The organism is Tetragenococcus solitarius NBRC 100494 (genome assembly GCF_001544195.1).
Taxonomy (GTDB): Bacteria; Bacillota; Bacilli; order Lactobacillales; family Enterococcaceae; genus Tetragenococcus; species Tetragenococcus solitarius.
Map to the genome: position 1 here is coordinate 1 of NZ_BCPY01000011.1, position 14,215 is coordinate 14,215.

Below are 14,215 nucleotides of genomic sequence, written 5' to 3' on the forward strand. Positions count from 1 at the left end.
CATTAAAAGGACAGTGAGCTATTTTCATTGATAGCTCACTGTCCTTTTTGCGCAAATAAGATGCTTCTTGTTAATACTTCACTTCTTTTAAATATAATCCTTCTGGATGAGCAGTAGGACCGGCTGCATTGCGATCACGCGCTGCAATAATTTGTGGTATTGCGTCTTCAGAAATACGTCCATTGCCAATTTTTAACAACGTCCCTACCATAATTCGAACCATATTATATAAAAAACCATCTCCGCAAAAAGTAAACAATAATTCATCTTCAGTATCGCTGACTAACATGTCAGCTTTATAGATGGTCCGTGTTTTATTTTTCACTTCGCTTTTTCCTGAACAAAAAGAAGTAAAATCATGAGTGCCTAAAAAATCAGGGAGTGCTCTTTTGATTTTCTCTAAGTCTAATTCATAAGGATAATAACTCATATAAAAACGGCGAAAGGGACTGCGAGGTTTACCAATATCCACTCGAAATTCATATGTTTTTTCTTTGGCTTGATAGCGAGAATGAAAATCATCAGCAACAAGTTCTACTTGTTTAACTGCAATATCTGCAGGAGTTTGTGTATCTAAAGCAAAACGTAACTTTTCTAAGGGAAGCTTAGTAGGCCAAGCAAAATCAATGACTTGTCCCAAGGCATGTACTCCTGCATCTGTTCGTCCTGATCCGTTAATTTTAACAGTCTGATTCGCAATTTTAGAAAGCGTTTTTTCTATTTCGTCTTGCACTGTACGTCCATTGATTTGACTTTGAAAGCCACTAAAATTTGTTCCATCATAGGCGATGATTGCTTTATATCGAACCATTTTTTCTCCTCTTTCATAAAAAAAGAGACAATAAGCAAAAAACTACTTTTTGTCTCTTACATTTTAATCTCTTAAATAAATTAATGCGAACGTTAAAAACGCATAAACACAAATTGCAATCGTGTCTTTTTGATGCCAATGCAAAACTCGATACTTGGTGCGTCCTTCTCCACCTTGGTAACCGCGAGCTTCCATCGCTGTCGCCAGATCATCTGCACGATTAAAACTTGAGACAAATAAAGGGATGAGCAAAGGAATGACAGCTTTCATTTTCTGAATCAAATTTCCTTCACTAAAGTCAACTCCACGAGCACGTTGTGCATTCATAATTTTTTCAGTTTCATCCATTAATGTTGGGACAAAACGTAAAGCAATAGAAAGCATCAAAGAAATTTCATGTACTGGAAAATGAATAGCATTTAACGGACGTAAAATAAACTCGATGGCATCTGACAGCTCTAACGGAGGAGTTGTTAGCGTTAGTAAGGTCGACATAAATATAATTAACACAAAGCGGCAGAAAATAAAAATTCCATTCTGTACGCCAAATTCCGTAACTTGAAAGACGCCCCACTCCCAATAAACTCGTCCACCAGAAGTAAACAAGATCTGTAAAGCCACCGTAAATAAGATCAACCAAAGCAACGGTCTGACACCGCGTAGAAAAAAGCCAAAGTCAACTTTTGATAAGTACACACAAAACAGTGTAAATACTCCTAAAAGCAAGTAACTTTGCCAATTATTTGCAAAAAAGATAATGCCGATAAAGTAAAAACTTGTCAGCAACTTTGCCCGCGGATCTAAACGATGGATAAGCGAATCTCCGGGGATGTATCGACCTAAAATCAGCTTATTCATCATAACGATTGACCTCCTCTTGCCACTAACGCATCCGCTAACTCGTCGGCCGTAAGTGGCAACTTTTTAAAGGACATTCCTTTTTCTTCTAAACGTTTAGCAAAAGCAGCTGCAGTGGGCACACCTAATTGTTTTTCTTCTAACCAACGAATATCCTGAAAGACTGCTTCCGGAGTTCCATCTTTTACCAGCTTTCCTTTTTCTAGAACATAGACATAATCCGCATAATCTGCAACGTCGTCCATTAAATGAGTAACTAAAACGATGGTCATCTTTCGAACTTGATGTAAATGTTCAAAAATAGCCATCATTTCTTTACGACCTTGAGGATCAAGACCAGCTGTTGGTTCATCTAGTACTAACACTTCTGGTTCCATAGCTAATACTCCAGCAATAGCCACTCTACGCATTTGACCACCAGATAAATCAAAAGGTGAACGTTCAAGATATGATTCATCTAGTCCTACTAATGCCAGGTATTCTTTCGCTAATTCTAAAGCCTCTTCTTCTGAAACTCCAAAATTTTTCGGCCCAAAAGCAATATCCTTACCTACAGTCTCTTCAAAAAGTTGGGATTCAGGGAATTGAAAAACAATGCCTACTTTCTTTCGAATCGGTTTTAAGTTTTTATTGTTGGTTTCAGGAGTAATTGTTCGCTCACCAATTTTTACATGACCAGAAGTTGGTTTTAACAAAGCATTTAAATGTTGCAAAATCGTGGACTTCCCGCTTCCCGTATGACCGACTAATGCATTATAAGAGCCTTCTTTAACCGTCATATTAATATCATATAAAACACGCTGTTCAAAAGGGGAATCAGGTTGATAGGTAAAGTTTACTTGTTCAAAAACGATGTCCATAACCAATCCACCATCCCTTCTTCTGATAAATATTTTTCGGGTACTAAAACGCCACGTTCTTTTAATGCTTGCTTTAATTTTTCCGGAAAGGGTAGATCTAAGCCTTTTTCGACTAACTCAGGACCTTCGGAAAAAATTTGTGCCGGTGTTCCTTCATCTACTAATTTCCCTTCTCTCATAACGAGTACACGATTTGCGTTCGCTGCTTCATCAATATCATGAGTAATAGATAAGACTGTCAAATGATACTTTTCTTTAATTTCCTTAAGTATCGAGATGACTTCTTGCCGTCCTTCAGGATCTAGCATGCTTGTCGCTTCGTCAAGAATAATAATGTCTGGACGCAATGCAAGAACCCCAGCAATCGCTACACGCTGCTTTTGCCCACCAGACAAACGAGCTGGTTCTTTATCCGCAAAATCAGTTAATCTGACTTGTTCTAAAGCTTCCTCAACTCGTGGAATCATCTCTTTTCTAGGAACTCCTTGATTTTCCATGCCAAAAGCCACATCATCTTCAACCGTAGCGCCCACAAATTGGTTATCAGGATTTTGGAAAACCATACCAACCATCTTACGAATTGCCCAAATATTTTCTTCATTTAAGTCAAGCTGTCCTACTGAAATACTTCCAGTCTCCGGTAAAAGTAACCCATTTATTGTCTTAGCTAAGGTAGATTTTCCTGAGCCATTATGACCAATAATAGCTACCCACTCACCTTTATTAACAGTTAACGACAAATCAGACAACGCAGGCCGTGTTTCATCGTCTTGATAGCGAAATGTAATATTTTTTAAATTTATAATCGATTCCATGGTTGCTCCTTTATGTAAAATAAACTAAAAAACATTTAAGCCAATTCTTTTTTTGTTAATACATAAAAAAATGTATTTTGATTCTTATTAACACTACCAAAAAAAGCTTCATATTTCAATTATTCAAGAAAGCGAGAAATGAAGGATTCAGTTCTTTTTTCACTTTCCATTATCTATAATAAATAGGTAATCGAAACTAAAAAAAAACACTTTATGATGAATGCCTGCTTCCTGAAATTTCAGGAAGCAGTGCTGAGCTAGACTCGGAAAAAATATTTCCACCATCATAACACTCTTAAAATCATCGACAAAGTGACGCTAGATATTAGTAAACTACTAATATTACTTCTTTAGATTTTAGACAAGTTCTAGGATAACCATTTTTGCAGCATCTCCGCGTCTTGGTTCAGTCTTCAAGATACGAGTATAACCGCCTTGTCGTTGTTCATAGCGAGGCGCAACGTCATTAAAAAGCTTTTGTAAAGCTGAATCAATAACGATTTCTTCATCTTCTTCACGTACGCTTGCTACTTCATTACGTACAAATGCAGCTGCTTGGCGACGTGCATGTAAATCACCGCGTTTTCCTAGAGTGATCATTTTTTCTGCTGTTGAACGAACTTCTTTTGCACGAGCTTCTGTCGTAACAATTCGTTCGTTAATAATTAAGTCAGTTGTTAAATCACGCAACATCGCTTTACGTTGATTAGATGTGCGTCCTAATTTACGATAACTCACGTGGTTTCCCTCCTTCGTAAAAATTAATCGTCTTTACGCAATCCTAGGCCAAGATCGCTTAATTTTGATTTTACTTCTTCAAGTGATTTGCGTCCTAAATTACGTACTTTGATCATTTCCGGTTCAGATTTATTGGTTAATTCTTGTACAGTATTAATGCCAGCCCGTTTTAGACAATTATAAGAACGAACAGATAAGTCTAATTCTTCGATTGTCATTTCTAACATTTTTTCTTTTTGTGTCTCTTCTTTTTCGACCATGATTTCAGTGTTTTTCGCTTCATCCGTCATGTTCACAAAAATTTCTAAATGTTCAGTAAGGATTTTCGCTGATAGGCTTAACGCGTCAAGCGGTTCAATCGAACCATCTGTCCAAAGTTCCATGGTCAGTTTATCATAATCATCCCGACGGCCAACACGTGTATTTTCTACTTGATAGTTCACTCGGCGAACGGGGGTATAGATCGAATCAACAGGAAGCACACCAATTGGCATATCTTCTTTTTTGTTTTCATCAGCTTGGTCGTACCCGCGGCCAGGTTGTACCGATAGGCGAGCATGAAATCTTGTTCCTTCTGCTACAGTACAGATGTACATATCTTTGTTAAGAATTTCTACATCGCTATCAACGATAATATCGCCAGCCGTTATCGTAGCCGGACCGGTAATATCGATTTCAAGTTTTTTTTCTTCTTCACTGTAAAGTTTTAATGCAAGACCCTTGATATTCAAAATGATTTGCGCAACATCTTCTCTAACGCCTTTGATCGTCGAAAATTCATGTAATACACCATCGATTTGGATATTCGTGATTGCTGCTCCTGGTAAAGAAGATAACAAAATACGACGCAGGGAATTTCCTAATGTAGTTCCATAGCCTCTTTCAAGAGGTTCTACAATGAACTTGCCATAATCTTTCTCTTCATCAATCTTTGCAATTCTTGGTTTTTCGAATTCAATCATTCTTATCTCTTACCCCTTTCAAAACGAAAAGTGTCTTGTTCAATGACATAAATTTTGAAACTCAAAATGAGCAGCACTCATTAAACACGACGGCGTTTTGGAGGGCGGCATCCATTATGAGGAACTGGTGTTACGTCACGAATCGCAGCCACTTCCAATCCTGCTGCTTGTAATGAACGAATTGCTGCTTCACGTCCTGAACCTGGGCCTTTTACAGTTACCTCTACATTTTTCAATCCGTGTTCCATTCCTGCTTTTGCCGCAGTTTCTGCTGCTAGTTGAGCGGCAAATGGTGTTGATTTTCTGCTACCTCTAAATCCTAGTGCACCAGCTGAAGACCATGATAATGCATTCCCATGTTGATCAGTGATCATCACAATTGTATTATTAAATGTTGAATGAATATGTGCAATACCGGATTCAATATTTTTCTTCACACGGCGTTTACGATTCACTTTTTTTTGTGCCATGAAGTTTTAACCTCCTTCATTAGGAATTATTTTTTCTTGCCTGCGATAGTTGTTGCGGGTCCTTTACGAGTGCGGGCATTATTTTTAGTATGTTGTCCACGAACAGGCAAACCACGACGATGACGCATGCCGCGATAAGAACCAATTTCCATCAAACGTTTAACATCTAGATTGATTTCACGACGAAGATCGCCTTCAACTTTTAGTTTGTCTACTTCAGCACGGATCGCATCTGTTTGTTCATTCGTTAGATCACGAACACGAATGTCTTCAGAAACGCCTGCTTTTTCTAAAACGCTTTTGGCAGTCGTATCTCCAATACCAAAAATATAAGTAAGAGAAACAACTACACGTTTTTCACGAGGAATATCTACTCCTGCAATACGAGCCATATCTTGTTACACCTCCAATTATCCTTGACGTTGTTTATGTTTTGGATTTGCTGGGCAAATCACCATAACGCGTCCTTTACGACGAACGATTTTACAATGTTCACACATTGGTTTTACTGATGGTCTTACTTTCATAATACTTACCTCCTGTGGTTATACGTAAGTACAATTATTTAAAACGATACGTAATGCGACCACGACTCAAGTCATAAGGTGAAAGCTCCACAGTCACCTTATCGCCTGGTAATATACGAATATAGTGCATCCGAATTTTACCAGAAACAGTCGCAAGAATTTCATGGCCGTTTTCAAGTTCGACTTTAAACATTGCATTGGGTAAAGTTTCGACGACTGTACCTTCGATTTCAATCATGTCTTCTTTTGCCACGCACAGTACCTCCTTGTACTTGTTTCGCAACTTTACGCGATAAAACGGCGGAAACCTGTGTCGTGTTCCCACCTTAACTTCACTACAATAATTCTTCATTACCTAGAAGTCGGACTGATACATTTTAGCATAGAGACTCACTAATTACAAGAAAAAGTTACTAGAACACGAAAAAGAGCAAGAATTACTTCGCTAGAATTTGTTGTATTTCTGTAAAGACTTCATCGATTTCACGATTCCCATCAATAGAACGTAGTAAACCTTTTTTATCGTAATGAGTTAAAATAGGTTCACTATTTTTTACATTGACTTTGATTCGATTTCTCACTGTTTCTGGCTTGTCATCATCTCGTTGATAAAAATCATGCCCGCCACAACGATCACAAGTTCCTTCAACCTTTGGTGGGTTAAATATCTTATGATAAGTTGCACCGCAATTACGACAAATAAAGCGTCCAGATAAACGATCAACCAGTACTTCTTCTGGTACTTGTATCTCGATGACAGCGTCAAGTTTTTTATCTAAATCTTGCAACATATCATCCAGTGCTTTTGCTTGATCTAAAGTCCGAGGAAATCCGTCCAATAAGAAGCCATCTTTCGTATCAGATTCAGCCAAGCGTTCTTTGACAATTCCGTTTGTTACTTCATCAGGGACAAGTTCCCCTTCATCCATATAAGACTTTGCTTTTAAACCAAGGCTTGTCTTATTTGCAATTGCTTGCCTGAACATATCTCCAGTTGAAATTTGCGGAATATTATATTCAGCAATAATTTTTTCTGCTTGAGTTCCTTTTCCAGCGCCAGGCAATCCCATTAAAACGAGGTTCATTTCTATTCCTCCTAAAAGTTTTTGCCAGTGTTGAGGAAAAAACCTCAACACTACATAAAACTCTAATTTATGAAACCTGTATATTGACGTTTCAACATTAAACCTTCTATTTGTTTGGCAGTTTCAAGTGCTACACTGATTACAATTAACAAACTTGTTCCGCCCAAACCAATCGATTGTGGAAGATCCCACACCATGGATGCGATAATTGGCAGTAATGCTACTGCACCTAAAAAGATCGAACCCACTGTGCTTAAACGCATCAATAATTTTGAGACGAACTCTTCTGTCCCTTTTCCCGGACGCACACTTGGAATATAACTTCCTTGTTTTTGCAAGTTTTCCGACAATTTTTCAGGGTTTACTTGAACAAAAGCATAAAAGAAAGTAAAACCGACGATCAATACCGCATATAAAATAGCGCCAGGCACTGTATTATAATTGAAAAGCGTTTGGATGACATCAAACCAAGTTTCTCCTCTGGCTGATCCAAAAGCTTGAATGATCGCATTAGGTGTTGTGATCAAGGAACTAGCAAAGATAACTGGAATAACACCGGCAGCATTGACTTTTAACGGTAGATAACTACTTGTTGGAGCACCTGCTATTCGTTTTGTATATTGAATAGGAATTTTTCTTTCTGCTTGTTGGAAAAAAGTAACAATTGTTACCACTAACAATGCAGCAATAACCAGAATAACTACGAATAAAACTGATTTCCAAAGATCGTCTTGGTTGATGTTAATAAAATAATCATCCACTATTTCTTTAATTGAAACAGGTAAACGAGAAATAATTCCCGCAAAGATGATCATTGATACACCATTGCCCACTCCTTTTTCAGTAATCAGTTCGCCCAACCAAGTAATAAACATCGTACCTGTTGTTAAAATAATGCCAATAACAGCGTATGTCGTAATGGAAGGATCAGGAACAAAGCCAAATTGCGTGAAAACTTGAAACCCAGCTGTTAGCGCGATAGATTGTAAAAAGCCTAGCACTAAAGTGATATATCGCGTTGCCTGATTTAACTTTTTACGTCCCACTTCACCTTGTTTAGCCCACTCAGTGAATTTAGGAACGATATCCATCTGCATCAATTGAACGATAATCGAAGCAGTAATATAGGGCGAAACGCCCATCGAAAAGACGGAAAAACGCTGCATCGCACTACCGCTGACTAAGTCCAACATGTTCATAAAAGGTAGTTCAGAAATAGTTTGTAATTCTGCCGCATCTACTCCTGGAACCGTAATATGGGTCCCAATACGGAATATAAACAGAATAAACACTGTAAATAAAATCCTTGACCTAATATCCTTGACTTTAAAAGCGTCCTTTAAAAGTTTTAACATCAGATCACCTCAATTGACCCACCAGCGGCTTCAATAGCTTCTTGAGCTGATTTAGAAAACTTCGCTGCTTTAACAGTTAATTTTTTGGTTAATTCACCGTTACCCAACACTTTAACGCCAGCTTTTTGTTTTTTTACAAACCCAGCTTCAGCTAATACAGTGGGAGTAACTTCAGTTCCATCTTCAAAGTTGTTTAAAACGTCAAGATTAATAATCGCATAGTCTTTACGATTAACATTAGTAAAACCACGTTTTGGCAAACGGCGGAATAATTCTGTTTGTCCACCTTCAAAACCAAGACGAGTTCCACCACCTGAACGAGCTTTTTGTCCTTTTTGTCCGCGTCCTGAAGTTTTACCGTTACCAGAAGATGAACCACGACCAACGCGGTTACGTACGCGACGTGAACCTTTTGCAGATTCTAGTTCATGAAGTTTCATGTGTTTGGCACCTCCTTAGTCAAAATCATTCTATCAAATTTTTCTATACTTCTTCTACGTCCACTAAGTGTGCAATAGTTGCAACCATGCCTTTGATCGCCTCATTAGCTGGTCGTACAACAGTGCTGTTCACTTTTTTTAATCCTAACGCTTTTACTGTATCGCGTTGATTTTGAGGACGTCCAATAACACTGCGTTTTAATGTAATCTTTAATTCAGCCATTAGATTTGTCCTCCTAACCAATAATTTCTTCTACAGATTTGCCACGAAGTTTTGCAACTTCTTCAGCGCGTTTTAATTCTTCTAAGCCTTTGATTGTTGCGCGAACGACATTGATCGGCGTATTTGAACCTAAGGATTTAGATGTTACATCGGCTACACCGCTAAGTTCTAACACCGCACGAACTGGTCCACCTGCAGCAACTCCAGCACCTGCTTCAGCCGGTTTCATTAAGATAGTTCCGCCACTAAATGAGCCGATAACTTCATGTGGAATTGTTGAGCCAACCATTGGTACTTCAATCAAATTTTTCTTACCGTCTTCAACAGCTTTACGAATTGCTTCTGGTACTTCTTGTGCTTTACCAGTACCAAAACCTACATGTCCGTTTTTATCGCCGACAACGACTAAAGCTGCAAAGCGTAAACGACGACCGCCTTTTACGACCTTTGTTACTCGGTTGATCGCAACGACACGGTCTTCTATTTCCAAATTACTTGGGTCAATATGAGCCATGAATGGTGTTCCTCCTTTTTTTAAAATTCTAGTCCATTTTCGCGAGCGCCTGTTGCTAAAGCTGCCACGCGGCCATGGTAAAGGTATCCACCACGGTCAAAGACTACTTTTTTAATACCTTTTTCTGATGCACGTTCGGCAACCATTTTGCCGACAGCTTGTGCTTGTTCAGCTTTTGTTCCACCTGAAATATTTTTATCCAAGGTAGAGGCACTTGCTAGCGTCACACCCGCTACGTCATCAATTACTTGCGCGTAGATGTTTTTATTCGAACGAAAAACGTTCAAGCGTGGGCACTCAGCAGTACCAGAGATTTTATTTCTCACACGTTGATGTCTTTTTTGACGTGTTTTATTCTTGTCTGGTTTTGTAATCACAATTGTCACCTCTTTATTTATATTCGTCTATGCCGCGAACCGTTCTAGTTTTTTGCGGACTTGATTATTTCCCTGTTTTACCTTCTTTGCGGCGTACTTGTTCGCCTGCATAACGGATACCCTTACCTTTATAAGGTTCTGGTGAACGAATGCTTCGAATTTTAGCAGCTACTTTACCAACAAGTTCTTTGTTAGAGCCTTTAATTGTAATTTGATTATTGGCTGGAACTTCGATAGTGATTCCTTCTGGAGTTGGTACTTCCACTGGTTGTGAGTAACCAACATTTAAGATAAGTTTTGTACCTTGTAGTTGCGCACGGTAACCAACACCAACAAGTTCTAATGTTTTTTGAAAACCTTCAGATACGCCGACAACCATATTATTGAAGTTTGCACGAGTAGTTCCATGAATAGTTCTCATTTTTTGGCTTTCATTTGGACGGGTGAATGTTACTTCATTGCCATCGATATTAAATTTAATATCTGGTGAAAATGTACGAGTCAATTCACCGTTGGGTCCTTTAACTGTTACATCATTGCCATCAATTTTTACCTCAACGTTTTCAGGCAAAACGACGATTTTATTCCCAATACGACTCACGAAAAGACACCTCCTTGTGTATTTATTAAATTACCATACATAAGCGACAACTTCGCCGCCAACATTTTTTGCTCTAGCTTCTTTATCAGTGATCACACCGTCAGAAGTTGAGACGACTGCAATTCCTAAACCGTTCAAGACTTTTGGTACTTCGTCAGCTTTGACATAAGCACGCAAGCCTGGTCTAGAGATACGTTTCAAGTTGGTGATCACACGTTCACCGTTTTTCCCATATTTAAGGAATACACGAATTACGCCTTGTTTGTCATCTTCGATATATTCAACATTGCGAATAAAGCCTTCATTTTTAAGGATTTCAGCAATATCGTGTTTGATTTTTGAAGCAGGAACTTCTAAAACATCATGCTTTGCCATATTGGCATTGCGGATACGTGTTAGAAAATCTGCAATTGGATCTGTCATGACCATTAGATGATTTACCTCCTTTTTGCGAGTTTACTTTTTTACCAGCTAGCTTTCTTCACGCCGGGAATTTGACCTTTGTAGGCCAGTTCGCGGAAGCAAATACGGCAAAGGTGAAATTTACGATAAACAGAACGTGGACGTCCGCAACGTTCACAGCGAGTATATTCTTGTACTGGATACTTGGCGGTTTGTTTGTTTTTAGCAATTTGTGACTTTTTAGCCAATTTCTTCGCCTCCTTTTATTTTTGGAATGGTACTCCTAATTGTGTAAGCAATTCAAGTGATTCTTCATCAGTATTTGCTGTTGTAACAATAACGATATCCATTCCGCGTACTTTGTCAACTAAATCATAGTCAACTTCAGGGAAGATCAATTGTTCTTTGATACCTAAAGTATAATTTCCACGACCATCGAAAGCTTTTTTACTTACGCCATGGAAGTCACGAACACGTGGTAAGGAAACATTTACTAATTTATCTAAGAAGTCATACATTCTGTCTCCACGTAAAGTAACTTTTGCGCCGATTGGCATTCCTTCACGCAGACGGAAACCTGCAACAGATTTTTTAGCTTTTGTAACTAAAGGTTTTTGTCCTGAAATTAACTGTAATTCTTCGACTGCTTTATCTAAATTTTTAGCATTAGATACTGCATCGCCTACACCCATGTTGATAACAATTTTTTCAACTTTTGGTGTTTGCATAACAGAACTATAGTCAAACTTTTGTACTAATGATGGAACGATATCTTGTGTATATTTTTCTTTAAGGCGGTTCATTCAGTTGCCCCTCCTTCCTTGATTTGATTATTTATCAATAACTTCACCGGTTTTTTTAGAAACACGGACTTTTTTTCCGTCAACTACTTGATAGCCGACGCGAGTTGCTTCTCCACTAGAAGGATCAATCAACATAACGTTAGATACATGGATTGGTGCTTCTTGCTCAACAATCCCGCCTTGCGGTGCAGCTTGAGAAGGTTTTTGATGTTTTTTTACAACATTGACGCCCTCAACAATGACTTTATCGTTTTTAGGTTGAGCTTCTAAAACAACGCCCTCTTTATTTTTATCTTTACCAGTAATAACTTTTACCTTATCGCCTTTTTTAACAAACATTCCGGTTTCGCACCTCCTTTGATATTAAATAACATTATAGTACTTCTGGTGCTAGCGAAACGATCTTCATGAAGTTGTTTTCGCGTAATTCACGAGCAACTGGTCCAAAAATACGAGTTCCACGCGGGCTTTTATCATCACGAATAATCACCGCAGCATTTTCGTCAAATTTAATATAAGAACCGTCAGTGCGATGTGCCCCTGATCTTGTGCGAACGATAACTGCTTTTACAACTTCGCCCTTTTTGACAACCCCACCTGGCGTTGCTTGTTTGACCGTAGCAACAATGACGTCGCCAATATTCGCAGTTTTACGACCCGAGCCACCTAGGACTTTTACCGTTAAGATTTCTCGCGCTCCTGAATTATCAGCAACTTTCAAACGACTTTCTTGTTGGATCACGACGTGTATCCTCCTTTCAAATATAGCAATTTAATCTATATAGGAAAATCTCGTGTAATTAAATAATCACTGCTTTTTCAACGATTTCTACTAAACGAAAACGTTTTGTAGCTGATAATGGACGAGTTTCCATAATTCTCACGATATCACCAGTTTTGGCTTCATTATTTTCATCGTGTACTTTGTATTTTTTTGAATATTTAATCCGTTTGCCGTAGATCGGATGGTTTTTCTTCGTTTCAACGACAACAGAGATTGTTTTATCCATTTTGTCAGATACCACGCGACCTTGATAAACCTTACGGTGATTTCTTTCTTCAGTCATACGATTCATGGCCTCCTTCCATTATTACTTTGCTTGTTCACGCAGCACTGTTTTGATGCGTGCAATCGATTTGCGTACTTCTTTAATACGCGCTGTATTTTCTAGTTGTCCGGTAGCTAATTGGAAACGAAGATTAAACAATTCTTCTTTAAATTGTTTTTCTTGGTCCAGCATTTCGGCAGTGGTTAACTCTCTGATATCTTTAACCTTCATTCGATTCACCACCCATTTCTTCACGTTTTACAATCTTGGTTCTAATTGGCAATTTATGAGAAGCAAGACGTAAAGCTTCTTTAGCAACTTCATCTGAAACTCCGGCGATTTCAAATAGGATTTTACCACGTTTTACAGGAGCAACCCAGCCTTCTGGAGCCCCTTTACCTGAACCCATACGTACGCCGATAGCTTTTGCCGTATAAGATTTGTGAGGGAAAATTTTGATCCATACTTTCCCGCCGCGCTTCATATAACGGTTCATCGCAATACGAGAAGCTTCAATTTGACGGTTTGTAATCCAAGAAGATTCAAGAGCTTGCAAACCATATTCACCAAAAGCAATTTCTTTTCCGCCTTTAGCTTCTCCCCGCATTTTTCCGCGGAACTCACGACGGTGTTTTACACGTTTAGGTACTAACATGTTTATTCCCCTCCCTTCTCAGTGTTTTTTTTAGTTGGAAGAATTTCTCCACGATAGATCCACACTTTAACTCCTAGTTTTCCGTATGTTGTGTCTGCTTCTTCCCATGCATAGTCGATATCAGCGCGAAGTGTGTGCAAAGGAACGGTTCCTTCTGCATAACCTTCTACACGAGCAATATCTGCGCCATTCAAACGACCAGAAACTTGGGTTTTGATTCCTTTGGCTCCTGCACGCATTGTACGTTGGATTGCTTGTTTTTGGGCACGACGGAAAGCAACCCGGTTTTCAAGTTGACGGGCAATTCCTTCGCCGACTAATTTTGCATCTAAATCAGACTTTTTAACTTCCACAATATTAATGTGAACTCGTTTACCCGTTAATTTATTTAATTGTTTTCTCAAGTTTTCAACTTCAGAACCGCCTTTACCGATAACCATGCCTGGTCTTGCTGTATGAATTGAGATATTCACACGTTTTGCAGCTCGTTCGATTTCAACAGTCGATACAGCCGCTTCAGCAAGTTTTTCTTCGATAAATTTGCGGATTCGTAAATCTTCGTGTAATAAATCTGCGTATTCTTTTTCAGCATACCATTTTGCATCCCAGTCACGGATAACGCCAATACGCATTCCAATTGGATTTATTTTTTGACCCACTGATTATCCCT

26 protein-coding genes are annotated in these 14,215 nt (G+C 38.7%); all 26 read right to left on the bottom strand.

Going from position 1 to position 14,215, the window contains the following annotated elements:
• Positions 1-70: 70 nt before the first annotated feature.
• Positions 71-811 carry a tRNA pseudouridine(38-40) synthase TruA gene (gene truA / locus TS1_RS04845; RefSeq protein WP_068708395.1) on the bottom strand — a complete coding sequence of 247 codons (741 nt, stop codon included), beginning with the start codon at positions 809-811 and terminating at the stop codon, positions 71-73.
• Between the two features lie 63 nt (positions 812-874).
• Complete coding sequence (locus TS1_RS04850; protein WP_068708397.1) at positions 875-1,672, bottom strand: energy-coupling factor transporter transmembrane component T family protein; 798 nt, start codon at positions 1,670-1,672, stop codon at positions 875-877.
• Positions 1,669-2,529, bottom strand: coding sequence for an energy-coupling factor ABC transporter ATP-binding protein (locus TS1_RS04855; protein ID WP_068708399.1), 861 nt, complete (start codon positions 2,527-2,529; stop codon positions 1,669-1,671). Before TS1_RS04855 ends, TS1_RS04850 begins: the two co-directional genes overlap by 4 nt.
• Entirely contained in the window at positions 2,505-3,344 is an 840-nt protein-coding gene (locus tag TS1_RS04860) for an energy-coupling factor ABC transporter ATP-binding protein (RefSeq protein WP_068708401.1), read from the bottom strand. Before TS1_RS04860 ends, TS1_RS04855 begins: the two co-directional genes overlap by 25 nt.
• A 357-nt stretch (positions 3,345-3,701) precedes the next feature.
• Positions 3,702-4,082, bottom strand: a complete 381-nt coding sequence (gene rplQ / locus TS1_RS04865; RefSeq protein ID WP_068708403.1) for a 50S ribosomal protein L17 — start codon at positions 4,080-4,082, stop codon at positions 3,702-3,704.
• A 23-nt stretch (positions 4,083-4,105) separates the two neighbouring features.
• Positions 4,106-5,044, bottom strand: a complete 939-nt coding sequence (locus tag TS1_RS04870) for a DNA-directed RNA polymerase subunit alpha (protein ID WP_068708405.1) — start codon at positions 5,042-5,044, stop codon at positions 4,106-4,108.
• A gap of 80 nt (positions 5,045-5,124) precedes the next feature.
• The gene (gene rpsK, locus TS1_RS04875) at positions 5,125-5,514 is read right to left on the bottom strand and encodes a 30S ribosomal protein S11 (protein ID WP_068708407.1); all 390 of its coding nucleotides are present in this window, start codon (positions 5,512-5,514) and stop codon (positions 5,125-5,127) included.
• A gap of 26 nt (positions 5,515-5,540) precedes the next feature.
• Positions 5,541-5,906: a 30S ribosomal protein S13 gene (gene rpsM / locus TS1_RS04880; RefSeq protein WP_068708409.1), complete on the bottom strand. Its 366-nt coding sequence runs from the start codon at positions 5,904-5,906 to the stop codon at positions 5,541-5,543.
• Positions 5,907-5,924: 18 nt separating this feature from the next.
• Positions 5,925-6,041 (bottom strand): 50S ribosomal protein L36, encoded by a 117-nt coding sequence (gene rpmJ, locus TS1_RS04885; RefSeq protein WP_068708411.1) that lies wholly within the window; start codon positions 6,039-6,041, stop codon positions 5,925-5,927.
• A gap of 34 nt (positions 6,042-6,075) precedes the next feature.
• Positions 6,076-6,294, bottom strand: a complete 219-nt coding sequence (gene infA / locus TS1_RS04890; protein ID WP_014125620.1) for a translation initiation factor IF-1 — start codon at positions 6,292-6,294, stop codon at positions 6,076-6,078.
• Positions 6,295-6,478: 184 nt separating this feature from the next.
• Complete coding sequence (locus TS1_RS04895) at positions 6,479-7,126, bottom strand: adenylate kinase (protein WP_068708413.1); 648 nt, start codon at positions 7,124-7,126, stop codon at positions 6,479-6,481.
• Positions 7,127-7,188: 62 nt separating this feature from the next.
• Positions 7,189-8,481: a preprotein translocase subunit SecY gene (secY, locus tag TS1_RS04900; RefSeq protein WP_068708415.1), complete on the bottom strand. Its 1,293-nt coding sequence runs from the start codon at positions 8,479-8,481 to the stop codon at positions 7,189-7,191.
• On the bottom strand, positions 8,481-8,921 hold the full coding sequence (rplO, locus tag TS1_RS04905; protein WP_068708417.1) for a 50S ribosomal protein L15: 441 nt from the start codon (positions 8,919-8,921) through the stop codon (positions 8,481-8,483). Before rplO ends, secY begins: the two co-directional genes overlap by 1 nt.
• Positions 8,922-8,964: 43 nt before the next feature.
• Positions 8,965-9,144 carry a 50S ribosomal protein L30 gene (rpmD, locus tag TS1_RS04910; protein ID WP_068708419.1) on the bottom strand — a complete coding sequence of 60 codons (180 nt, stop codon included), beginning with the start codon at positions 9,142-9,144 and terminating at the stop codon, positions 8,965-8,967.
• Between the two features lie 13 nt (positions 9,145-9,157).
• Entirely contained in the window at positions 9,158-9,658 is a 501-nt protein-coding gene (rpsE, locus tag TS1_RS04915; protein WP_068708421.1) for a 30S ribosomal protein S5, read from the bottom strand.
• A gap of 20 nt (positions 9,659-9,678) precedes the next feature.
• Positions 9,679-10,035: a 50S ribosomal protein L18 gene (gene rplR / locus TS1_RS04920; RefSeq protein WP_068708423.1), complete on the bottom strand. Its 357-nt coding sequence runs from the start codon at positions 10,033-10,035 to the stop codon at positions 9,679-9,681.
• A 64-nt stretch (positions 10,036-10,099) separates the two neighbouring features.
• A complete protein-coding gene (rplF, locus tag TS1_RS04925) occupies positions 10,100-10,636 on the bottom strand; it encodes a 50S ribosomal protein L6 (protein WP_068708424.1) in 537 nt (178 codons plus the stop codon).
• A gap of 30 nt (positions 10,637-10,666) precedes the next feature.
• Positions 10,667-11,065 carry a 30S ribosomal protein S8 gene (gene rpsH, locus TS1_RS04930; protein ID WP_068708426.1) on the bottom strand — a complete coding sequence of 133 codons (399 nt, stop codon included), beginning with the start codon at positions 11,063-11,065 and terminating at the stop codon, positions 10,667-10,669.
• Positions 11,066-11,100: 35 nt separating this feature from the next.
• Positions 11,101-11,286 (bottom strand): type Z 30S ribosomal protein S14, encoded by a 186-nt coding sequence (locus TS1_RS04935; RefSeq protein ID WP_068708428.1) that lies wholly within the window; start codon positions 11,284-11,286, stop codon positions 11,101-11,103.
• A 15-nt stretch (positions 11,287-11,301) separates the two neighbouring features.
• Positions 11,302-11,841: a 50S ribosomal protein L5 gene (gene rplE, locus TS1_RS04940; RefSeq protein ID WP_068708431.1), complete on the bottom strand. Its 540-nt coding sequence runs from the start codon at positions 11,839-11,841 to the stop codon at positions 11,302-11,304.
• A 27-nt stretch (positions 11,842-11,868) separates the two neighbouring features.
• Positions 11,869-12,180, bottom strand: coding sequence for a 50S ribosomal protein L24 (rplX, locus tag TS1_RS04945; RefSeq protein ID WP_068708433.1), 312 nt, complete (start codon positions 12,178-12,180; stop codon positions 11,869-11,871).
• A gap of 34 nt (positions 12,181-12,214) precedes the next feature.
• On the bottom strand, positions 12,215-12,583 hold the full coding sequence (gene rplN, locus TS1_RS04950) for a 50S ribosomal protein L14 (protein ID WP_068708435.1): 369 nt from the start codon (positions 12,581-12,583) through the stop codon (positions 12,215-12,217).
• A 58-nt stretch (positions 12,584-12,641) separates the two neighbouring features.
• On the bottom strand, positions 12,642-12,908 hold the full coding sequence (gene rpsQ / locus TS1_RS04955; RefSeq protein ID WP_068708437.1) for a 30S ribosomal protein S17: 267 nt from the start codon (positions 12,906-12,908) through the stop codon (positions 12,642-12,644).
• A gap of 24 nt (positions 12,909-12,932) precedes the next feature.
• Positions 12,933-13,121, bottom strand: a complete 189-nt coding sequence (rpmC, locus tag TS1_RS04960) for a 50S ribosomal protein L29 (RefSeq protein ID WP_068708439.1) — start codon at positions 13,119-13,121, stop codon at positions 12,933-12,935.
• Positions 13,111-13,545, bottom strand: coding sequence for a 50S ribosomal protein L16 (rplP, locus tag TS1_RS04965; protein WP_068708447.1), 435 nt, complete (start codon positions 13,543-13,545; stop codon positions 13,111-13,113). Before rplP ends, rpmC begins: the two co-directional genes overlap by 11 nt.
• A 2-nt stretch (positions 13,546-13,547) precedes the next feature.
• Positions 13,548-14,204, bottom strand: coding sequence for a 30S ribosomal protein S3 (gene rpsC, locus TS1_RS04970; RefSeq protein WP_068708448.1), 657 nt, complete (start codon positions 14,202-14,204; stop codon positions 13,548-13,550).
• Positions 14,205-14,215: the final 11 nt, after the last annotated feature.